This is a genomic window from Stutzerimonas sp. 21-1, from assembly GCF_056336065.1.
The window spans coordinates 3,588,814-3,610,177 of record NZ_CM150500.1; the positions used below are offsets into that span (position 1 = coordinate 3,588,814).

The 21,364-nt window shown below is 65.0% G+C and carries 14 protein-coding genes; 4 read left to right on the plus strand and 10 right to left on the minus strand.

Annotated elements, in window-relative coordinates:
• Positions 1–45 precede the first annotated feature (45 nt).
• The 5 genes from AC0ZJQ_RS17255 to glnE all read right to left on the minus strand — a co-directional run bounded on the left by AC0ZJQ_RS17255 (position 46) and on the right by glnE (position 7,196).
• On the minus strand, positions 46–1,167 hold the full coding sequence (locus AC0ZJQ_RS17255; RefSeq protein ID WP_138300542.1) for a glycosyltransferase family 4 protein: 1,122 nt from the start codon (positions 1,165–1,167) through the stop codon (positions 46–48).
• Positions 1,167–2,168, minus strand: a complete 1,002-nt coding sequence (gene waaC, locus AC0ZJQ_RS17260; protein ID WP_138300543.1) for a lipopolysaccharide heptosyltransferase I — start codon at positions 2,166–2,168, stop codon at positions 1,167–1,169. The genes AC0ZJQ_RS17255 and waaC overlap by 1 nt, the downstream gene beginning before the upstream one ends.
• Positions 2,169–3,203, minus strand: a complete 1,035-nt coding sequence (waaF, locus tag AC0ZJQ_RS17265; RefSeq protein WP_476476992.1) for a lipopolysaccharide heptosyltransferase II — start codon at positions 3,201–3,203, stop codon at positions 2,169–2,171.
• An 81-nt stretch (positions 3,204–3,284) separates the two neighbouring features.
• Positions 3,285–4,208, minus strand: coding sequence for a branched-chain amino acid transaminase (locus AC0ZJQ_RS17270; protein ID WP_043295460.1), 924 nt, complete (start codon positions 4,206–4,208; stop codon positions 3,285–3,287).
• A 51-nt stretch (positions 4,209–4,259) separates the two neighbouring features.
• Positions 4,260–7,196 carry a bifunctional [glutamate--ammonia ligase]-adenylyl-L-tyrosine phosphorylase/[glutamate--ammonia-ligase] adenylyltransferase gene (gene glnE / locus AC0ZJQ_RS17275; protein ID WP_476476993.1) on the minus strand — a complete coding sequence of 979 codons (2,937 nt, stop codon included), beginning with the start codon at positions 7,194–7,196 and terminating at the stop codon, positions 4,260–4,262.
• A 269-nt stretch (positions 7,197–7,465) separates the two neighbouring features.
• On the opposite strand from glnE, the gene aceE reads away from it, so the two are divergent.
• Both aceE and aceF read left to right on the plus strand, forming a co-directional pair.
• A complete protein-coding gene (gene aceE / locus AC0ZJQ_RS17280; RefSeq protein WP_237262658.1) occupies positions 7,466–10,114 on the plus strand; it encodes a pyruvate dehydrogenase (acetyl-transferring), homodimeric type in 2,649 nt (882 codons plus the stop codon).
• Positions 10,115–10,125: 11 nt separating this feature from the next.
• Complete coding sequence (gene aceF / locus AC0ZJQ_RS17285; RefSeq protein ID WP_155550806.1) at positions 10,126–11,784, plus strand: dihydrolipoyllysine-residue acetyltransferase; 1,659 nt, start codon at positions 10,126–10,128, stop codon at positions 11,782–11,784.
• A gap of 75 nt (positions 11,785–11,859) precedes the next feature.
• On the opposite strand, the gene AC0ZJQ_RS17290 is transcribed toward aceF, so the two are convergent.
• Positions 11,860–12,351, minus strand: a complete 492-nt coding sequence (locus AC0ZJQ_RS17290; protein WP_155551054.1) for a hypothetical protein — start codon at positions 12,349–12,351, stop codon at positions 11,860–11,862.
• Between the two features lie 146 nt (positions 12,352–12,497).
• Between AC0ZJQ_RS17290 and AC0ZJQ_RS17295 the strand changes: the two genes are divergently transcribed.
• The gene (locus AC0ZJQ_RS17295; protein ID WP_476476994.1) at positions 12,498–15,161 is read left to right on the plus strand and encodes a putative bifunctional diguanylate cyclase/phosphodiesterase; all 2,664 of its coding nucleotides are present in this window, start codon (positions 12,498–12,500) and stop codon (positions 15,159–15,161) included.
• Positions 15,162–15,255: 94 nt separating this feature from the next.
• Complete coding sequence (gene msrA, locus AC0ZJQ_RS17300; protein ID WP_155550808.1) at positions 15,256–15,903, plus strand: peptide-methionine (S)-S-oxide reductase MsrA; 648 nt, start codon at positions 15,256–15,258, stop codon at positions 15,901–15,903.
• A 361-nt stretch (positions 15,904–16,264) separates the two neighbouring features.
• On the opposite strand, the gene AC0ZJQ_RS17305 is transcribed toward msrA, so the two are convergent.
• The 4 genes from AC0ZJQ_RS17305 to bioD form a co-directional block, all read right to left on the minus strand.
• Positions 16,265–18,037, minus strand: coding sequence for an acyl-CoA dehydrogenase C-terminal domain-containing protein (locus AC0ZJQ_RS17305; protein WP_476476995.1), 1,773 nt, complete (start codon positions 18,035–18,037; stop codon positions 16,265–16,267).
• A 198-nt stretch (positions 18,038–18,235) separates the two neighbouring features.
• Positions 18,236–20,041, minus strand: a complete 1,806-nt coding sequence (locus AC0ZJQ_RS17310) for a phenylacyl-CoA dehydrogenase (protein WP_476476996.1) — start codon at positions 20,039–20,041, stop codon at positions 18,236–18,238.
• A 331-nt stretch (positions 20,042–20,372) separates the two neighbouring features.
• Positions 20,373–20,621: a hypothetical protein gene (locus AC0ZJQ_RS17315; RefSeq protein WP_008569529.1), complete on the minus strand. Its 249-nt coding sequence runs from the start codon at positions 20,619–20,621 to the stop codon at positions 20,373–20,375.
• 46 nt (positions 20,622–20,667) lie between these two features.
• The gene (gene bioD / locus AC0ZJQ_RS17320) at positions 20,668–21,363 is read right to left on the minus strand and encodes a dethiobiotin synthase (protein WP_008569528.1); all 696 of its coding nucleotides are present in this window, start codon (positions 21,361–21,363) and stop codon (positions 20,668–20,670) included.
• Position 21,364 lies beyond the last annotated feature (1 nt).

The window sequence follows — 21,364 nt, forward strand, 5'->3', positions numbered from 1 at the left end:
CACTACGCGTGTTATCCAGCCTGCGGGGCAGGCAGCAAGGCCGAATCATTTGCCCTCCGCAAGAATCACGTCGGCCGCCTTATGCGGCATGGAGTAGAGGTCCGCGGTCTCGGCATAAGCCAGGGCGTTGCGTCGCCAGCGGGCACGCTGCTCGTCATCGGCGAGCGTCAGCGCCAGCAACTGGTCGAGCGTCGCCTGCTCGAACGGACTGGGCACCACACAGCCGCAGGCGGCGTCTTCAATGTAATGCGCGTAGCCACAGACATCGCTGACCAGCACCGGCAAGCCGGCGACCAGCGCTTCCAGCAGCACGGTGCCGGTGTTCTCGTTGTAAGCCGGGTGGATCAGCAGGTCGGCACCGAGCAGGAAGCGCGGGATGTCGCTGCGCCCCTTGAGGAACTCGACCATGCTGGAAACGCCCAGCGCCTTGGCCTGCAGCTTGAACGGCTTGGGATCATCCTGGCCGATCACCAGCAGCCGCGTGCGCTGCTTCAGCTCGCGCGGCAACGCGGCGAGCGCCTTGAGGCTGCGATCGACGCCCTTGGTCTTGAAGCCGGAGCCGATCTGCACCAGCAACAGCTCGTCGGGGCGCAGCTCGAATTCTTCGCGGAACTCGGCGCGGATTGCCGCGGCATTGGCCGGCGCGCGGCGGTCCGCGGCGATGCCCGGCGGCAGCAGGTGAAAACGCTCGGCCGGGGTGCCGTAGTGCTTGACGAACAGTGGCTGCTGCACCTCGGAGATCATCAGGATCTCGGTCTTCGCTTGCGGGTCGAACACCGCACGCTCGTACTCGGCGAAATGCTTGTAGCGACCCCAGCGCCGGTAGATCGGGTTGCGCAGGGTCTGCGCCTTGTCCTCGAAGCAGGGGTCGGCGGCGTAGTAGACGTCGAGCCCCGGCATCTTGTTGAAACCAATCACCCGATCCACCGGGCGGCGCGCCAGGTCGGCCTCGACCCACGCGGTGAAGCGCTCGTTGCGGGTGTGGTTGAACAACGCCTTGACCGGCGCGATCAGCACCTCGAAGCCGTCCGGCACTTCGCCTTCCCAGATCATCGCGTAGACGCGGATGGCATGGCCGCGGCGCTGGCATTCCAGGGCGATACGCATGAAATCGCGCTGCAGCCCGCCGAAGGGGAAGTACTTGTAGAGGATGAACGCCAGTTGCATCAGTCGGACTCCGTGGCCCGCAGCAGGGCATTCAATTCAGCGACGACGCGCTCGGGGCGCAGCTCGTCGAAACAGGGCCGGTGCCGGTCGCCGCTGCCGGCGTTCGGCCCGCTGGCGCACAGGTGCACCTGCGAGCGCCCGTAGGCGCCAACGCGCCCAGGCAGCGTCGGACCATAGAGTGAAATAGCCGGCACATCCAGCGCTGCCGCCAGATGACCGAGACCGGTATCTACCGCAACGCAGGCGCGCGCACCGGCGATCACCCGGGCGATACCCGCCAGATTCAGTTTCGGTAGCACCGCTGCGTTGCCGATGCCATCGGCGATGCGCTCGGCGCGGGCCTTCTCCTCGGCGTTGCCCCACGGCAGGCGGATCGCCCAGCCGACGTCGCTCATGCGCTCGGCCAGCTCGCGCCAGTAGGCTTCCGGCCAGTGCTTGCTCGGCCAGGTGGTGCCATGTAGAAACAGCAGGTACGGCTGCTCGCCCGGCGCAGCCATCCGTGCGCGATCCAGCCCGTAGTCGCCGATGCCGATCGGCAGCGGATAACCAAGCGCCTGGGCGAACAGCTGACGCACCCGCTCCAGCGCGTGCTGCTCGCGCGGCACGGCGTAACACCGATCATAGAAGCGCGCAGCCAGCGGCTCGCGGGCCGAATCACGGTCCAGGCCGGCCACCGGCGCCTTGACGTAGCGGGTCAGCCAGGCGCTTTTCAGCAGCCCCTGAGCGTCGATCACCAGGTCGTAGCGGGTTTCGCGCAGACGTGCCTTGAAGCGGCGCCACTCACCGGAGCGGAGGGTTTGCCACGGCTGCTTGCGCCAGCGGCGGATAGCCACCGGAATCACCTGATCCACCGCCGGATGCCAGGCGGGAATCTCGGCGAAACCTTCTTCCACTACCCAGTCGAAGCGGATGCCGGGAATGGCCCGCTGCGCGTCGGTGAGCGCCGGCAGCGTATGCACGACGTCGCCCAGCGAAGAGGTCTTGACCAGCAGCACCTTCAATCAGCGCACCTCGACCGGCTGCGGCAGCAGGCGCCCCAGCGCCTCGATCACGCGGGCCGGGTCCAACTCGCGCAGACAGTTGGTATGGCCGAAGCGGCAGGTGCGTTCGAAGCAGGGGCTGCACTCCAAGCCCAGACGCACGACCTCGACCTGCTCGGACAACGGCGGGGTGAACGCCGGCGAGGTCGAACCGTACACCGCCACCAGCGGACGGCCGAGCGCGGCGGACACGTGCATCAGTCCCGAGTCGTTGGACACCACCGCCTCAGCGCAGGACAGCAGATCGATCGCCTCGGCCAGGCTGGTTTCGCCGGCCAGATTCACCGCCTCCTCGCGCAGGCCGGGAATCAGCCGCGCGCGGATGTCTTCGCCGACTGCATGGTCGTTCTTCGAGCCGAACAGCCAGACCTGCCAGCCTTCACGGATTTTCGCCTCGGCAACCTGGGCGAAGTGCTCAGCCGGCCAGCGCTTGGATTCGCCGAACTCGGCACCGGGACACAGCGCCAGCACCGGCTGTTCGACGTTCAGGCCGAAGCGCGCCAGCGCCGCCGCGCGCGTCGTCGCATCGATACGCAGCGACGGGTGCGGATAGGGCCGGAGCAGTTCGGCATCCGGCTCGAACGCCAGCGCCATGAAGCGCTCGATCATCAGCGGATAGCGCTGCTTGTCGAGCTTGCGGATATCGTTGAGCAGGCCGAAGCGCATTTCGCCGCGCCAGCCGGTGCGCTTGGGAATCCCGGCGAAGAATGGCACCAGCGCGGACTTCAACGAGTTGGGCAGCAGGATAGCCTGCTGATACTGGCCACGCAGGCCCTGCGCGACCTTGCGCCGGGTCGCCAGATCGAGCACGCCGTGGCCGAGCGGAAAGCTCAGCGCCTGGCGCACTTCGGGCATGCGTTCGAGGATCGGCCGGCTCCACTCGGGCGCCAGCACGTCGATCTGGCAGTCGGGGTGGCGCTGTTTTAGGCAGACGAACAGCGTCTGCGCCATCACCATGTCGCCGACCCAGCTGGGACCTACGATCAGAATATTCATAAGCGGGAAGTCATCAGCGTGAAGCTGGAAGCCGGTGCCGGAGTGTTGGTCACGTCCAGCTTCCGGCTGCCAGCCCTCGGCTTATTTGACCAGCGTGCGCCATTCGGCATGGGCATCGGTCTTGCCGGTGACCAGGTCGAAGTAGGCCTTCTGCAGCTTCTCGGTGACCGGGCCGCGGCGGCCGATGCCGATCTGGCGACCGTCGACTTCGCGGATCGGCGTGACTTCGGCGGCGGTACCAGTGAAGAAGGCCTCGTCGGCGATGTACACCTCGTCGCGGGTGATGCGCTTCTCGACGATCTCGATGCCCATCTCGCGCGCCAGGGTCAGCACGGTGCCACGGGTGATGCCGTTCAGGCACGCGGTGACTTCCGGGGTGTAGATCACACCATTCTTGACGATGAAGATGTTCTCGCCCGACCCCTCGGCCACGTAGCCTTCCGGATCCAGCAGCAGCGCTTCGTCGGCACCGCCAGAGACCGCTTCCTGCAGCGCCAGCATCGAGTTGACGTAGCTGCCGCTGGACTTGGCGCGGGTCATGGTGATGTTGACGTGGTGACGGGTGAACGAGCTGGTGCGAATCTTGATGCCGTTCTCCAGCGCCTCGTCACCCATGTACGCGCCCCAGTGCCAGGCGGCGACGATCACGTGCACCTTCAGGTTGTCGGCGCGGATACCCATGCCTTCCGAACCGTAGAAGGCCAGCGGGCGAATGTAGGCGCTCTCCAGGCCGTTCTCGCGCACCGCGGCGCGGGTGGCTTCGTTGATCTCGGCCTTGGTGAACGGAATCTTCATGCCCATGATGTGGGCGGAGTCGAACAGACGGTCGGTGTGCGCTTCCAGACGGAAGATCGCGGTGCCCTGCGGCGTATTGTAGGCACGCACGCCCTCGAACACGCCCATGCCGTAGTGCAGGCTGTGGGTCAGCACGTGGGTGGTCGCGTTGCGCCACTGCACCAGTTCACCGTCATACCAGATCACGCCATCACGATCGGCCATCGACATCGTTGCCAGCTCCTCAGAATTCGAAATTGCTTGGTAGCCCGACGAAGGGCTTCACTCGAGCCCCAGCTCGCGCCAGATACGCATGACCGCGCGGCGCTCGTCGTGGAATTGATCCCCACTCACCACTCCGGGCTGCTTCTGCAGTGATTGCCGGTGGGCAGCCGCACGGTAGGCCTTGTAGGCGTCCTGCAGCAGCCGGACCTCATCGCCGGTCATCAACCCGGCCTGCTCCAACCCATCGAGAATGCGGATGTTATCGGTATAGCGCAGCAGTTCAGGATGCTGGTGCGACCACGCCAAAGCCGCGTATTGCACCATAAATTCGATATCCACGATACCACCGGCATCCTGCTTGAGATTGAACTCGGCCGCTGCCTCGAACGCGTTGTCATCCACGCCGGCGTGGCTGGAGCGAGTGCCAAGGTTGTCGCGCATTTTGGCGCGCATCTCGCTGACTTCGCGGCGCAACGCGTCGAGATCGCGCGCACGCCCCAACACCGCGGCACGCACCCGCTCGAAGTCGGCGGTCAGCCGCGCACAGCCGGCCAGCACGCGCGCGCGCACCAGCGCCTGATGTTCCCAGGTCCAGGCTTCCTGGCTCTGGTAGCGTTCGAAGGCGGCCAGCGAGCCGACCAGCAGACCTGCCGCGCCGGACGGCCGCAGGCGCATGTCCACTTCATACAGCTGGCCGGAGGTGGTCTGGGTGGTGAGCAGATGAATGATGCGCTGGCCCAGGCGAGTGAAGAACTGCGCGCTGTCGATGGGCTTGGCGCCATCGGTTTCGACCGCCGGATCGCCGTCGTGGATGAACACCAGATCGAGGTCGGAGCCATGCCCCAGCTCGATCCCGCCGACCTTGCCGTAGCCGACGATGACGAATCCCGGATCGCATGGCGTGCCGTCGCTGCGCCGCGGCACGCCATGACGGGCGACCATGTAGCGCCAGGCGAGCATCAGCACCTCCTTCAGCACCGCCTCGGCCAGCCAGGTGAGGTAGTCGCTGACCTTCATCAGCGGCAGCGTGCCGGCGATCTCCGAGGCCGCGACGCGCAGCCGATGCGCCAGCTTGAAGTGGCGCAGCGCTTCCATCTGCTGCTCCAGATCGTCCTCGGGGATGCGCATCAGCCGCTCGCGCAGCTCGGCAGCCAGTTCCGGCGCCTGCGGCGGGCTGTACAGGCGCCCGGCGTTGAGCAACTCATCGAGCAGCGACGGAAAGCGCGCGATCTGTTCGGCGATCCAGGGGCTCGCGGCGCACAGTTCGAGCAGACGCCGCAGCGCGTGCGGGTTCTCGCTGAGCAGCACCAGATAGGCCGAACGCCGGGCGACCGCCTCGACCAGCGGCAGCACGCGCTCGAGCACCAGATCGGGATTGTCCTGCTCGACGACCAGCCCCAGCAGGCGCGGGATGAAGGCATCCAGCCGCTCGCGCCCGAGCCGCTGCATGGTGCGCACCTGCTTGCCGTTGCGCAGCAGCGCCAGACGCTGACAGGCCGCCAGGCCGTCGCGGAAACCCGCCTCACTCAGCTGACCAGCGGCGAAGTCCTCGTCCCAGTCCTGCTGCCACAGCGCCAGCCATTCGCCGCCGTCGGGCAGCTCGCCATCTTCGCTGTTGTCCTCGTCGGGGTCGGCGATGACCTGGCGGAAATGCCAGTCGATACGCCCGCGCCAGTGCAGCAGGCGTTCATGGAATGCCGTCCAGCTGTCGAAGCCGAGCATGAAGGCGACACGCTCACAGTCGACATCATTCTCCGGCAGCATCTGCGTCTGCCGGTCGGCGATCGCCTGCAGCGCATGCTCGGTGTAGCGCAGGAACTCGTAGCCTTCGCGCAGCTCGTCGACCGCCGCGGGCGGCAGGTAGCCCTGCGCTGCCAGCGTCGCCAGCACATCCAGCAACGGTCGCTGCTGCAGGCTGAGGTCACGACCGCCGTGGATCAGCTGGAAGGCCTGGGCGACGAACTCCACCTCGCGGATACCGCCGGCACCCAGTTTGATATTGCCGGCCATGCCCTTGCGGCGGACTTCCTGCTGGATCAGCTGCTTCATGCCACGCAGCGCTTCGATCGCAGAGAAATCCAGGTAGCGCCGGTAAACGAACGGCCGCAGCATCTTCAGCAGCTCCCGGCCTGCCTGCTGATCGCCGGCGACCACGCGCGCCTTGATCATCGCGTAGCGTTCCCAGTCGCGCCCCTGGTCCTGGTAGTACTGTTCCAGCGCGTTGAAGCTGAATACCAGCGGCCCGGACGAACCGTAGGGACGCAGGCGCATGTCGACGCGGAAGGCGAAGCCGTCGACGGTGATGGCGTCCAGCGCCTTGATCAGGCGCTGGCCGAGCCGCACGAAGAACTCCTGATTGTCCAGCGAACGCTTGGCGCCAACGGTTTCGCCGCCTTCCGGATAACCGAAGATAAGGTCGATGTCCGACGACAGATTGAGTTCGTGCGCGCCCAGCTTGCCCATGCCGAGCACGACGAGATGCTGCTGTCGGCCGGAGCGGTTACCAGTCGGCACGCCGAACTGCTCGCAATGGCGGGCGTAGAGCCACTGATAGGCGAGATCGACGCAGGCGTCGGCCATGTCCGACAGCTCGCGACAGGTTTGCGCCAGGTCCGCCTCACGCGCCAGGTCGCGCCAGACAATGCGTACCTGATGGCGATTGCGAAAGCGCCGCAGCAATACCGCCAGTGCGTCCTCGCTGTCGCACTCGGCCAGCGCCGCCGTCAGCAGCGCGCGCATCTCGCCGGGCGCCAGGGCGCGCTCCAGCAGCCCCGTGTCGGCCAGGTCCAGCAGCATCTGCGGATCTCGGCTAACCTGTTCGCTGACAAAATCGCTGGCGGCGCAAACGCGACCGAACGTTTCGCGCCGGGCAGCGGGCCACGCCGCCAGCAGCTGTTCGGACGATTCGCCAAGGGCGCGCCGGAACGTCTCCTGCGCCCGGCTGACAAAAGGCTGAAGTGAAACAGGCAATGCAGCCAGTGGAGGCAGGCTCATGTAGGTCGTTTCCTTTTGTAACGTCGGAACAGCCGGATCGCGCGAGCTAGAGCCGCGCAAGCGCCACTTTGGAAGTATGGCCGCGCCCTGTGATTGTAGTTTTACTACTAAAGAATGCTGCAGGGGGCTGATCGCCGCGCAGTTTTGTAGTAAAACTACAGACGACCGGCCTACCCCGGCATATCCAAGAACATATATACGCTCCCGCCCACAAAGCGGGTGCGCAGCAGGCAACCGATTCTGGAAGCCTTTCCGCCCTGGAGCAAGCCATGCAAGATCTCGATCCCGTCGAAACCCAGGAATGGCTGGACGCCCTGGAGTCCGTCCTCGACCGCGAGGGCGAACAACGCGCCCATTACCTGATGACCCGGATGGGCGAGCTGGCCACCCGCAGTGGTACCCAGCTGCCCTACGCGATCACTACGCCGTACCGCAACACCATCCCCGTCACCCACGAAGCACGCATGCCCGGCGACCTGTTCATGGAACGCCGCATCCGCTCGCTGGTACGCTGGAACGCCCTGGCGATGGTGATGCGCGCCAACGTCGCTGACCCGGATCTGGGCGGCCACATTTCCACCTTCGCCTCCAGCGCGACGCTGTACGACATCGGCTTCAACTATTTCTTCCAGGCCCCGACCGAAGAACATGGCGGCGACCTGATCTACTTCCAGGGCCACGCCTCGCCCGGCATCTACGCCCGCGCCTTCCTCGAAGGCCGCATCAGCGAGGAGCAGCTGAACAACTTCCGCCGCGAAACCGACGGCGGCGGCCTGCCCTCCTACCCGCACCCGTGGCTGATGCCGGACTTCTGGCAGTTCCCCACCGTGTCGATGGGCCTCGGCCCGATCCAGGCGATCTACCAGGCGCGCTTCATGAAGTACCTGGAAAGCCGCGGCTTCATTCCGGCCGGCAAGCAGAAGGTCTGGTGCTTCCTCGGCGATGGCGAGACCGACGAGCCGGAATCGCTCGGCGCCATCTCCCTGGCCGGCCGCGAGAAGCTGGACAACCTCATCTTCGTCATCAACTGCAACCTGCAGCGCCTCGATGGCCCGGTGCGCGGCAACGGCAAGATCATCCAGGAGCTGGAAGGCAACTTCCGCGGCGCCGACTGGAACGTCATCAAGGTCATCTGGGGCCGTCTGTGGGACCCGCTGTTCGCCAAGGACGAAGCCGGCCTGCTGCAAGCACGCATGGACGAAGTGGTCGACGGCGACTACCAGAACTACAAGGCCAACAACGGCGCGTTCGTGCGCAAGCACTTCTTCGGTGCACGCCCCGAGCTGCTGGAAATGGTCAGCGACATGTCCGATGACGAGGTCTGGAAGCTCAACCGCGGTGGCCATGATCCGTTCAAGGTGTACGCGGCCTATCATCAGGCGGTCCACCACAAGGGTCAGCCGACCGTCATTCTGGCCAAGACCATCAAGGGCTACGGCACCGGTTCGGGCGAGGCGCAGAACATCGCGCACAACGTCAAGAAGGTCGACGTCGAGAGCCTGAAGGTGTTCCGCGACCGCTTCGGTGTACCGATCGCCGACGACCAGCTCAAGGACCTGCCGTTCTACAAGCCGGAGCCGGACAGCCCGGAAGCCAAGTACCTGCAGAAGAAGCGCGAGGCGCTCGGCGGTTTCGTGCCGCAGCGGCGTACCAAGAGCTTCAGCATCCCGACGCCGCCGCTGGAAACCCTCAAGGCGATCCTCGACGGCTCCGGCGATCGCGAAATCTCCACCACCATGGCCTTCGTCCGCGTGCTGGCGCAGCTGATCAAGGACAAGGACCTGGGCAAACGCATCGTCCCGATCATTCCCGACGAGGCGCGCACCTTCGGCATGGAGGGTATGTTCCGCCAGCTCGGCATCTATTCCTCGGTCGGCCAGCTGTATCAGCCGGTGGACAAGGATCAGGTGATGTTCTACCGCGAGGACAAGAAAGGTCAGATCCTCGAGGAAGGCATCAACGAAGCCGGCGCCATGTCCAGCTGGATCGCAGCGGCGACCGCCTACAGCAACCACAACCAGCCGATGCTGCCGTTCTACGTGTTCTACTCGATGTTCGGCTTCCAGCGCATCGGCGACCTCGCCTGGGCGGCTGGCGACAGCCAGGCGCGCGGCTTCCTGATCGGCGGCACCGCCGGTCGCACCACGCTCAACGGCGAAGGCCTGCAGCACGAGGACGGCCACAGCCACATCCTCGCTTCGACCATCCCGAACTGCCGCACCTATGACCCCACCTACGGCTACGAGCTGGCGGTGATCATCCGTGAAGGCATCCGACAGATGACCGAAGAGCAGCAGAACATCTTCTATTACATCACCGTGATGAACGAGGCCTACCAACAGCCAGCCATGCCGGAGGGCATCGAGGAAGGCATCATCAAGGGCATGTACCTGCTCGAAGAAGACAAGATGGACGCCGCGCATCACGTCCAGCTGCTCGGCTCGGGCACCATCCTGCGCGAAGTGCGCGAGGCAGCGAAGATGCTACGCGAAGACTACGGCGTCGCCGCCGACGTCTGGAGCGTACCGAGCTTCAACGAACTGCGTCGCGAAGGCCTCGCCGTGGACCGCTGGAACCTCCTGCACCCGCACGAGAAGCCGCGCCAGTCGTACGTCGAGCAGTGCCTGGCCGGTCGCAAGGGCCCGGTGGTGGCCTCGACCGACTACATGAAGCTGTTCGCCGACCAGATCCGCCAGTGGGTTCCGTGCAAGGAATTCCGCGTGCTCGGCACCGACGGCTTCGGTCGCAGCGATACGCGCAAGAAGCTGCGCCATCACTTCGAAGTGGATCGCAACTGGGTCGTGCTGGCCACGCTGGAACAGCTGGTCGCACGTGGCGAGATGGAAGCCAAGGTATTGGCCGAAGCCATCGTCAAGTTCGGCATCAATGCCGATAAACCCAATCCGCTGGACTGCTGAGGAGCGAAGCCATGAGTGAATTGATTCGCGTACCCGATATCGGCAGCGGCGAAGGCGAAGTCATCGAACTGTTCGTCAAGGTCGGCGACCGCATCGAGGCCGAGCAGAGCCTGCTGACGCTTGAGTCGGACAAGGCCAGCATGGAAATCCCGGCGCCCAAGGCCGGGGTAATCAAGGCGCTGAAGGTCAAGCTGGGCGATCGCCTGAAGGAAGGCGATGAGCTGCTCGAGCTGGAAAGTGACGGCGGCGAAGCCAGCGCCGAGGCGCCAGCCGAGCCGGCCGCGCAAGCGGCTCAGGCACCCGATACCGCCGCAGCCAGCGCCCCGGCAGCCAGTGCCGAACCGGCACCGGCAGCGGCTGGCGGCGCCGAGCAGAGCCAGCAGGTCCACGTGCCGGACATCGGCTCGTCGGGCAAGGCCCGCGTCATCGAGCTGTACGTCAAGCCCGGCGACCACATCGAAGCCGATCAGAGCCTGCTGACGCTGGAGTCCGACAAGGCGAGCATGGAAATCCCCTCGCCGGCCACCGGCGTGGTGGAAAGCGTGGCGATCAAGCTGAACGACGAAGTCGGCACCGGCGACCTGATCCTGACCCTCAAGGTTCAGGGCGCCGCAGCGGCGACTCCGGCTCCGGCCGCGGCACCGACCACCCCGACCGAGCCGACCAAGGCCGCCACGCCTGCCGAAGCCGATCGCAAGCCGGCGCCCACCGCGCAGACCGAAGCGGCCAAGCCGGTTGGCGCGCCCAGCCGCGACGGCGCCAAGGTGCATGCCGGCCCGGCCGTGCGTCAGCTGGCGCGTGAGTTCGGCGTCGAGCTGGCAGCAGTCACCGGTAGCGGTCCGAAGGGCCGCATCCTCAAGGAAGACGTGCAGCAGTACGTCAAGAGCATGCTGCAGCAAGGTCCGCAGACCGCTGTCGCCGCCAGTGGTGGCGCCGGCATTCCGCCGATCCCGGCAGTGGACTTCAGCAAGTTCGGCGAGATCGAAGAAGTCGAGATGAGCCGCCTGATGCAGATCGGCGCGGCCAACCTGCATCGCAGCTGGCTGAACGTGCCGCATGTCACGCAGTTCGAGTCGGCCGACATCACCGAGCTGGAAGCCTTCCGCGTGGCGCAGAAGGTTGCCGCCGAGAAGGCCGGCGTCAAGCTGACCGTGCTGCCGCTGCTGCTCAAGGCCTGTGCGCACCTGCTGCGTGAGCTGCCGGACTTCAACAGCTCCCTGGCCCCCAGCGGCAAGGCGCTGATCCGCAAGAAGTACGTGCACGTGGGCTTCGCGGTGGATACTCCGGACGGTCTGATGGTCCCGGTGATCCGCAACGTCGACCAGAAGAGCCTGCTGCAACTGGCTGGTGAGGCCGCCGAGCTAGCGGAGAAGGCGCGCACCAAGAAGCTCTCGCCGGATGCCATGCAGGGTGCCTGCTTCACCATCTCCAGCCTCGGCCACATCGGCGGTACCGGCTTCACGCCGATCGTCAATGCGCCGGAGGTGGCGATCCTCGGTGTCAGCAAGGCGACCATGCAGCCGGTGTGGGATGGTTCGGCCTTCCAGCCGCGCCTGATGCTGCCGCTGTCGCTGTCCTACGATCACCGGGTGATCAACGGCGCCGCCGCCGCGCGCTTCACCAAGCGCCTGTCGGAACTGCTGGCGGATATTCGCACACTGCTGCTGTAACTCGCGGAACGAAAAACGCCGCATCCCTCACAAGGATGCGGCGTTTTTGTTTGCCGTCCGGTGGCTCTGCCGCCGCTAGCCCTTCTGCAGATTGCGGATGAGGAACGACAGGGCCTTGGCCAGTTCTTCGGCACCCGCGGGATCGCGCAGGATGGTGACCAGCGGCATGCCGTCGGCGGGACTGTCGATGATGCACACCAGCCCTTGCGGCGGACAGCGATAGCTCAGATAGGGATCGAGACCGAACACCGACAGATTGCGATTGTGTACCGCGATGCCGTTGCCCGGACCACGCACTTCTTCGCGAACCTGCAGTTCGCCGGATTTGCCGATGCTCAGGCGATAGCTGAGATCCTGCGGATTGGCGACACCGACCTGATAGGCGACCCGCAACGCGTAGCGGTCCAGCAGGCCGTTACCATGCGCCAGCAGCGCTTCGCGCTCACCGGCAAGACCGTAGCGAGACTTCAATTCCGAGAGGTAGTGCTCGGCTTCGCCACCACTGAATTGCGCCTGATCGGCGGCGTGTGTGTGCAGTGCGACATAGCTGCAGATCGACGCCGCCAATAACTTCAACCACCGACTTGTCAGCCTCTGTCGCATGATGCACCCTTGCCCGAAGTTAATATTATTTCGCCATCCTTGAAGTCCGCTGTAGCAGTGCAACAGCGCAACCAGCCGGTCCGGCCAGCATACTGGAAGCCAAGCGCTCGATGAAAATACATCCCGATGCCGCCAGCCGTCTGGCGCCCGAGGTTGTGATGCAGTTGCCAGTGCCTTCCCGGCTTGGAATGCTGCGTTTCGAGCGTCTGAACGAGGCCAGCTGGCTGCTGCTCTATCTGGACCCAGCCTGCGAGCGCCACTTCGACGTGGCGGCCAACGAGCTGTGCTCGCTGATCGACTCGCCCTACGCGAGCCTGATGGAGCCGTACGCCCGGCACCAGCTGCACGATGATATCCAGCAGCAGCTCCTGAACCAGCCGCACTATTGCGTCGAATACCAGCTGCACACTCCGCGCGGCACGCTCACGCTGAACGAAGTGGGCGAGCGCTGCCGCAAGTACGGGCGCGAACTGCTGGTCGGCTACCTGATCGTCGGCAAACCGGTCGCCGCCGCGCCGCTCAATGGCGCCACCTCCGGCATGCACACCATGCTCGACCCGCCGGCACGCGACGAACAGCTGGAACAGCTGGTGCGCTCGCGCGCGCAGCAGCAGCTGATCGTGCGCCTGGCCCGTCACCGCTACGCCTCGGACAACCCGCAGCTCGAAGCCGCCGAACTCATCACCCAGGCCGCCTGCGAGGCCTACGAGGTCTGCCGGGCCGCCATCTGGCGGCTCAACGGCACGCAACTGGAGGCGGTCGCCGCCTTCCGCCGCGACGACGACGGATACGAGTACCCCGCCGTGGTCGATCTGGCCCCGTATCCGCAGTACCTCGAGACGCTGCACAGCAGTCGCACCCTCGATGTCAGCGACGTCGTGCACGACTCGCGCACGCATGAACTGGCGCAAAATCTGCTGATTCCGCGTGGAATCAGCTCGATCCTCAGCGCAACGATCCGTATCGGCGGCGAGATGATCGGCCTGCTCTGCCTGCAGCACGACGGCCCGCCGCGCCGCTGGCAGCCTGACGAGGTGGCGTTCGCCGGCGAACTCGCCGATCAGTACGCCCAGGTCCTGGCCAACCAGCAGCGCGTCAGCGCGACCCACATGCTGCACCTGTTCCAGCGTGCGGTGGAACAGAGCGCCAGCGCCTTCATCCTGGTCGATCGCGAGGGCCGGGTGGAATACGTCAACCCGAGTTTCAGCGCGATCACCCAGTTCTCCGCCGAAGAGGTGCGCGGTCAGCTGCTGACTGATCTCACCAGTCTGGAGAACCTCGGTGCGCTGCTCTCGGACACGGCCTCCTCGCTGGCGCATGGCAACAGCTGGCAAGGCGAATTTCGCAGCCGACGCAAGAACCTGGAGCCGTACTGGGGCCAGCTGTCGATCTCCAAGGTACTCAACGATGCCGGCGAGCTGACGCACTACATCGGCATCTACGAGGACGTCACCCAGAGCAAGCTGGTGCAGCAGCACATCGAGCGCCTGGCCTACACCGACAACCTGACCAGCCTGGGCAACCGCCCGTACTTCATCCGCAGCCTGGAGGAGCGCTTCGCCGGCAACCGCACGCCCCAGCTGTGCCTGTTGCTGGTGGACATCGACAATTTCAAGCGGATCAACGACACCCTCGGGCACCAGACCGGCGACCGGCTGCTGACCAGCCTCGCGCAGCGCCTGCGCAACGGCCTCAGTCGCGACGGTGTGCTGGCGCGCTTCGCCAGCAACGAATTCGCCCTGCTGCTCGACGACATGGACCTCGAAGCCGGCCAGCGCCTGGCGCAGCAGGTCCTACGCACGCTCGACAAACCGCTGTTCGTCGACAAGCAGCTGATCAGCGTCAGCGGCTCGATCGGCCTGGCCTGCGCGCCGCTGCACGGCAACGACCCGGAGACGCTGATGAAGCATGCCGGCCAGGCGCTGCACAAGGCCAAGGCCAACGGCAAGAACCAGCTCCAGGTGTTCACCGACGCGCTGCACACCGAGGCCAACAACAAGCTGTTCGTCGAAAACAACCTGCGCCGTGCGCTCACCCACGACGAGCTGGAGCTGTTCTACCAGCCCAAGCTCTGCCTGCGCTCGGGGCGCTTGCAAGGCGTCGAGGCACTGCTGCGCTGGAATCATCCGACCCGCGGCATGATCAGCCCGGACCAGTTCATCAGCGTGGCTGAGGAAACCGGGCTGATCATCCCGATCGGCAAATGGATTGCCCGCGAAGCCTGTCGCATGGGCGTGCGACTGTCCGAGCTGGGGCTGGGCCGGCCGCAGGTGGCGATCAACCTGTCGCCCAAGCAGTTCTCCGACCCCGAGCTGATCGCCTCCCTGGCTGCCACCCTGCACGAGGAACAACTGCCGGCCGCGCAGCTGGAGCTGGAGCTGACCGAAGGCCTGCTGCTCGATGCCACTGAACAGACTCGCCAGCAGCTGCTCGGGCTCAAGGCGCTGGGCGTGACGCTGGCGATGGATGATTTCGGTACCGGCTACTCGTCGCTCAGCTACCTGAAGAAATTCCCCATCGACGTGATCAAGATCGATCGCAGCTTCATCAAGGACATTCCCGACAACCAGGACGACATGGAGATCACCTCGGCGGTGATCGCGATGGCGCGCAACCTGCGTCTGAAAGTCGTCGCCGAAGGCATCGAGAGCCCCGCCCAGCTGGCCTTCCTGCGCCGCCAGCGCTGCGATATCGGCCAAGGCTACCTGTTCGATAAGCCGATCCCGTCGTCCCGCCTGCTCGAAGCCTTGCGGCGCTATCCGCACTGGGCCTGAACGCCGCGGCGACCGGACGGCGCCTGACGCTTCAAGACACCGCCGACCTCCGGTAGCCTGACTGACGTCTTTCGCTCCGGCCGAGGTTGTCACCATGCCGCTACGCTCGCAGATTCTCGTGCATCAGAACGCGCTGCCCACCGCCGAACAGGCGCTGCCGGGCCGCTCCACGCCGATGGCGGTACCTGAGGCCCATTACGTCAACGGCCATCCGCTGCAACCACCGTTTCCTGCCGGCCTGCAGCAGGCGCTGTTCGCCCTCGGCTGCTTCTGGGGTGCCGAGCGGCGCTTCTGGGAACAGCCCGGCGTGTGGACCACCGCCGTGGGTTATGCCGGTGGCTTCACGCCGAACCCGACCTATGAGGAAGTCTGCTCGGGTCTGACCGGACACACCGAAGCCGTGCTGGTGGTATTCGATCCGCAGCAGATCGATTATCAGACGCTGCTCACCGTGTTCTGGGAATCGCACAATCCCACCCAGGGCATGCGCCAGGGCAACGATGTCGGCAGCCAGTACCGCTCGGCGATCTACTGGCTGGACGACAGCCAGCGCGAGCAGGCACAGACCAGCCAGGCGGCGTTCCAGCGCCAGCTCAGCCAGGCCGGCTATGGCGCGATTACCACGGAGATTGCGCAGGCACCGACGTTCTATTACGCCGAGGGCTACCATCAGCAGTACTTGGCGAAGAACCCGGGTGGCTACTGCGGCCTGGGAGGTACTGGTGTGCGTCTGCCGGGCTGACGCCGGCGCAGATTATGTTGCGCGCAAAAAGAAAAACCCCGCCGAGGCGGGGCTTTGCAGACTGTGAATCCTGACATCCGTGATCGTGCGCCATCCTGGCGCCACTCCGTTCTCGTCCTTCTTTTCGATTGCGCTACCTTGCGCCGAGGTCCGAGTGCAGAAGAGTACTGACCGCCTCGCCGAGACAGTAGTAGCCATCTTGCATCACGCGCTGTAAGCAATTTCCTACAAGCAAGTCATCCTTGATCCGCTTTGTAGGTGATTGCTTACAGCGACGTGCTTTTTAGGACCGGACTACTGGCGCAAACGTTCCACACACATGGCCGATTAATTTCATTACGCCGCCAGATTAAGCCGTCGCTCAAAACTCCTCAGCCGCCAGCAGGTACAGCGAATCGCTGCCGGCGCGTACCGAGGCGGTCAGCGAATGGATGCGCGGCAGCAGACGGGCGAAGAAGAAGCGCGCAGTGCCGAGCTTGCTGCGGTAGAAGGCATCGTTCTTGCCCAGCGCCGCACGCGCCATCATCGCCCACATGTAGGCGTAGGCGGTGTAGCCGAACACGTGCAGGTATTCCACCGAGGCCGCGCCGATTTCGTTCGGGTTCTGCTTGGCTTGCTCCAGCACCCAGGCGGTCAAGTCGTCCAGATTGTCCAGCGCAGCCTGCAGCGGTTCGATGAACTCGGCCAGCTCCTGCCCGGCAGAGGCGATGAAACCACGCACCTCGTCGGAGAAGTTGCGGTACAGCTCGCCACCGCTACCCACCACCTTGCGGCCGACCAGATCGAGCGCCTGGATGCCATTGGTGCCTTCGTAGATCTGCGTGATACGGCAGTCGCGCACCAGCTGCTCCTGACCCCATTCGCGGATGAAGCCGTGGCCGCCGAACACCTGCTGGCCATGCACGGTCGTCTCCAGGCCCATGTCCGTGAGGAAGGCCTTGGCTACCGGTGTCAGCAGGGCAACCTGCGCATCGGCACGCTGACGTGCTTCGGCATCATCGCTGAACTTGGCGATATCCAGCTGCAGCGCTACGTAGCTGGAGAATGCGCGGCCACCTTCGTTCAACGCTTTCATGGTCAGCAGCATGCGACGCACGTCCGGATGCACGATGATCGGATCAGCCGCCTTGTCCTGCGCCACCGGGCCGCTCGGTGCGCGGCTCTGGATGCGCTCGCGGGCGTAGTCGATGGCGCTCTGGTAGGAACGCTCGCCGGTGGCCAGGCCTTGGATGCCGACGCCCAGACGCTCGTAGTTCATCATGGTGAACATCGCCGCCAGACCTTTGTTCGGCTCGCCAACCATCCAACCGGTGGCGCCGTCGAAGTTCATCACGCAGGTGGCCGAGGCCTGGATACCCATTTTGTGCTCGATGGAGCCGCACGACGCGGCGTTGCGCGCCCCCAGCGAGCCGTCCTCTTTGACCAGCACCTTGGGCACCAGGAACAGCGAGATACCGCGCGAACCGGCCGGCGCATCCGGCAGTTTGGCCAGCACCAGATGGATGATATTTTCGGTCAGGTCGTGCTCACCTCCGGTGATGAAGATCTTCGTGCCACTGACCTTGTAGCTGCCGTCGGCCTGCGGCTCGGCGCGCGTGCGGATCATGCCCAGATCGGTGCCGGCGTGCGGCTCGGTCAGGCACATGGAGCCGGCCCAGACGCCGCTATACATGTTCGGCAGATACTTCTGCTTCAGCGCCTCGCTGGCATGCGCGTGAATCGACAGACAGGCGCCAGAGGTCAGCATCGGGTACAGACCAAAGGCCAGGCTTGCGGAGTTCATCATCTCCTCCACCTGCGCCGAGATGACCTTGGGCATGCCCATGCCGCCATAGGTCGGATCGCCGCCGACGCCGACCCAGCCGCCCTCGGCGTACAGGCGATAGGCTTCGGGGTAGCCCGCCGGCGTGCTGACCTGCCCGGCGTCCCAGCGGCAGCCTTCCTCGTCGCCGCTGCGGTTCAGCGGGGCGATGGTACCGGCGGTAATCTTGCCGGCTTCTTCGAGGATGGCGTCAGCCGTCTCGGCATCCACCGCCTCGGCCAGCGCCGGCAGGGTCTGCCAGAGCTTCGGCGCCTCGAAGACTTCATTCAGGACGAAACGCATATCGCGCAGCGGCGCTTGGTAATCAGCCATGTGCAAATCCTCGCAAGACACGGATTGGCGGCCTCGGCGGGCCGTTTCCAGCGAGTCTAAACCAATAACGAATATCGGACTAAGCGTCTTTTAGTGACCGATCAGTTTTCATTGGTCACATTAGGAATGCACTTTTTCAGGCTCCAGAATGCAGAAAGCCGCTGCAGGAGCAGCGGCTTTCGGGTGCAGCGCAGACGATCAGTAGCCGAGCGCGAAGTCTTCTTCGGCCATGTCCATCAGATTGTCGGCACCGGACAGCATGGCTTCCACATGCGTGCGAGTGCGCGGCAGGATGCGTGCGAAGTAGAAGCGCGCGGTCTGCAGCTTGGCCTTGTAGAAGGCCTGCTCCTCGGTGCCGGCAGCCAGTTTCTCGGCAGCCAGGCGCGCCATGTCGGCCCAGAAGTAGGCCAGGCAGGCGTAGCCGGAGTACATCAGGTAGTCCACCGATGCGGCGCCGACTTCCTCGCGGTTCTTCATGGCAGCCATGCCGACCTTCATGGTCAGTTCGCCCCACTCCTTGTTCAGCTTGCCCAGCGGCTCGACGAATTCCTTGACCGCATCGTTGCCTTCGTTGGCCTGGCAGAACTTGTGCACGATCTTGGTGAAGCCCTTGAGCGCCTCACCCTGGGTCATCAGTACTTTGCGGCCCAGCAGATCGAGTGCTTGCACGCCGGTGGTGCCTTCGTACAGGCAGGAGATCCGGCTGTCACGCACGTTCTGCTCCATGCCCCATTCGGCGATGAAGCCGTGGCCACCGTAGATCTGCACACCGTGGTTGGCAGCCTCGAAGCCCACTTCGGTCATGAACGCCTTGGCGATCGGGGTGAGGAAGGCCAGCAGGGAATCGGCGGCTTTCTTCTGCTCCTCGTCCTGACTGCGCTGAACGATGTCCACCTGCTTGGCGGCGAAGTACAGCATCGCGCGGTTACCCTCGGCGAAGGCCTTCATGGTCAGCAGCATGCGACGTACATCAGGGTGCACGATGATCGGGTCGGCGGCTTTCTCCGGCGCCTTCGGACCGGTCAGCGAACGCATCTGCAGTCGCTCGCGGGCATAGGCAATACCGCCCTGGAAGCCGACTTCCGCATGGGCCAGGCCCTGCAGCGCGGTACCCAGGCGGGCGGTGTTCATGAAGGTGAACATGCAGTTCAGGCCCTTGTTCGGCGGGCCGATCAGGAAGCCGGTGGCCGCGTCGAAGTTCATCACGCAGGTGGCGTTGCCGTGGATGCCCATCTTGTGTTCCAGCGAGCCACAGGACACACCGTTACGCTCGCCCACTTCGCCGGAAGCCGTCGGCAGGAACTTCGGCACGATGAACAGCGAAATGCCTTTGGTGCCTTCCGGCGCATTGGGCAGGCGGGCCAGCACGATGTGCACGATGTTCTCGGCCATGTCGTGCTCACCGGCGGAAATGAAGATCTTGGTGCCGGTGACCTTGTAGCTGCCGTCGGCCTGCGGCTCGGCCTTGGTGCGCAGCATGCCCAGATCTGTGCCGCAGTGCGGCTCGGTCAGGCACATGGTGCCGGTCCACTGGCCGGAAACCAGCTTGGTCAGGTAGGTCTGCTGCTGCTCGGTGGTGCCGTGAGCGTGCAGGGTGTTCATCGCGCCATGCGACAGGCCCGGGTACATGCCCCACGACCAGTTGGATTCGCCGATCATCTCGCTGATCGCCATACCCAGCGACTCGGGCAGACCCTGACCGCCGTGCTCGACGTCATGCGCCAGGCTCGGCCAGCCACCTTCGACGAACTGCTGGTAGGCCTCCTTGAAGCCGGTCGGAGTGGTCACACCGGATTCGCTCCAGGTGCAGCCTTCGATGTCGCCGACACGGTTCAGCGGGGCAAGCACCTGCTCGCAGAACTTCGCGCCTTCTTCGAGGATGGCATTGACCATATCCGGGGTGGCGTCTTCACATCCCGGCAGGCTCTGGTAGTGCGCCTCGTAGCCGAGCAGCTCGTCGCGGATGAAGCGGATATCGCGCAAGGGGGCCTTGTAGTCGGGCATAACGTAAACCTCAGCGGTGAGTTCTGGTTGCGGCGGTCGGCAGCGGCCGGCCGCGCGGATTCGATTCCGGCCGTCGATCGTGGGCACGGAGAGTCAAACAGGCGTTTGAAACATACGTTTCGACCCAAGCGATGTCAAGCCGGTACAAGGCAGCCGCTCATCGGCCGGCGATTTCATGCTAGGCGATGCGTCAACGTGTGCAGAGGGACGAAACGGACAGTTGCGACGGCAGTCGCGACGCACGCGCAGGGGCGGGCCCGGCTGTGAAAGCAGCCGCGTCATAAGAACAAGAAGAGGAGGGAAAGCGACGCGGCCGACGGGCCGCGAGGAATCAGGCCTGGGTATCGATCAGCGTGCCGAGTACTTCATCGGCGCTACGAATCAGGCGGGCGCCGAGTGCGGCGTTGTGCTCGCCGAGCTTCAGCTCGATCAGCTGCTCGCTGATCTCGGTCAGCGCCTGGGAACTGTCGACCGTCGGCAGGCTGGCGGCGGCGATCGTCGAAGCAGCCTGATCGACTCGCTGCTGGGCGCCCTGGTAGGCGCTCAGGCCGGCGCCAAGAAGACTGTTGGAGATTTGCATGGTCGACTCCGAAGGCGGATTGCCAGCATTCAAGCAGATGGTGTCGTCAGCGGCAAGGCAGATGTTCCAGCGCGGCCAATCGCAAGTGCGCAGCGACCTGCGCGGCCGACGCCTCCGCCAGGCGCGGCACGCGGCCTAGGCAGGGCGCCGGCAGCAGCTCGTCGAGCGTCGCGAGGTTCTCGTCCAGCCGTGACATGGCGGGATCGATGATATTGGCGACCCAGCCGGCCAGCACCAGACCGTCGTGCGCGATCGCCTCGGCACTCAGCAATGCATGACTGATACAACCCAGCCGCACGCCCACCACCAGAATCACCGGCAGCTGCAGACGCATCGGCAAGGCGGCCAGCGTCTCCCGCGCGTTCAGCGGCACCCGCCAGCCGCCAGCCCCCTCGACGAGGGTGAAGTCGGCCCGTCGATCCAGTACGGCCTGTACGGCATCGGCCAGCGCCTCGGTATTCAACGTCACGCCGGCTTCACGCGCAGCGATGTGCGGGGCGATGGCCGGCGCGAAGGCAAACGGGTTGACCTGTGCATAGTCGAGCGCCGGGCAGCACTCGGCCTGCAGCGCGAGCGCATCGGCATTGCGCAGCCCCTGCGGCGTCGCCGTGCAGCCGGAAGCGATCGGCTTGACCGCCGCCGTCGACAATCCAGCCGCCCGCGCGGTATGCAGCAGGCCGGCGGCGATGGTGGTCTTGCCGACATCGGTATCCGTGCCGGCAATGAAGAACGCGCGATTCAAC

What these genes read in the sequence shown, in the direction of transcription:
- aceF (WP_155550806.1), top strand. Translation starts at nt 10,126, where the DNA reads ATGAGTGAATTGATTCGCGTACCCGATATCGGCAGCGGCGAAGGCGAA.
- msrA (WP_155550808.1), top strand. Translation starts at nt 15,256, where the DNA reads ATGCCGCTACGCTCGCAGATTCTCGTGCATCAGAACGCGCTGCCCACC.
- AC0ZJQ_RS17255 (WP_138300542.1), bottom strand. Translation starts at nt 1,167, where the DNA reads ATGCAACTGGCGTTCATCCTCTACAAGTACTTCCCCTTCGGCGGGCTG.
- AC0ZJQ_RS17295 (WP_476476994.1), top strand. Translation starts at nt 12,498, where the DNA reads ATGAAAATACATCCCGATGCCGCCAGCCGTCTGGCGCCCGAGGTTGTG.
- glnE (WP_476476993.1), bottom strand. Translation starts at nt 7,196, where the DNA reads ATGAGCCTGCCTCCACTGGCTGCATTGCCTGTTTCACTTCAGCCTTTT.
- AC0ZJQ_RS17305 (WP_476476995.1), bottom strand. Translation starts at nt 18,037, where the DNA reads ATGGCTGATTACCAAGCGCCGCTGCGCGATATGCGTTTCGTCCTGAAT.
- waaF (WP_476476992.1), bottom strand. Translation starts at nt 3,203, where the DNA reads ATGAATATTCTGATCGTAGGTCCCAGCTGGGTCGGCGACATGGTGATG.
- aceE (WP_237262658.1), top strand. Translation starts at nt 7,466, where the DNA reads ATGCAAGATCTCGATCCCGTCGAAACCCAGGAATGGCTGGACGCCCTG.
- AC0ZJQ_RS17310 (WP_476476996.1), bottom strand. Translation starts at nt 20,041, where the DNA reads ATGCCCGACTACAAGGCCCCCTTGCGCGATATCCGCTTCATCCGCGAC.
- AC0ZJQ_RS17270 (WP_043295460.1), bottom strand. Translation starts at nt 4,208, where the DNA reads ATGTCGATGGCCGATCGTGATGGCGTGATCTGGTATGACGGTGAACTG.
- AC0ZJQ_RS17315 (WP_008569529.1), bottom strand. Translation starts at nt 20,621, where the DNA reads ATGCAAATCTCCAACAGTCTTCTTGGCGCCGGCCTGAGCGCCTACCAG.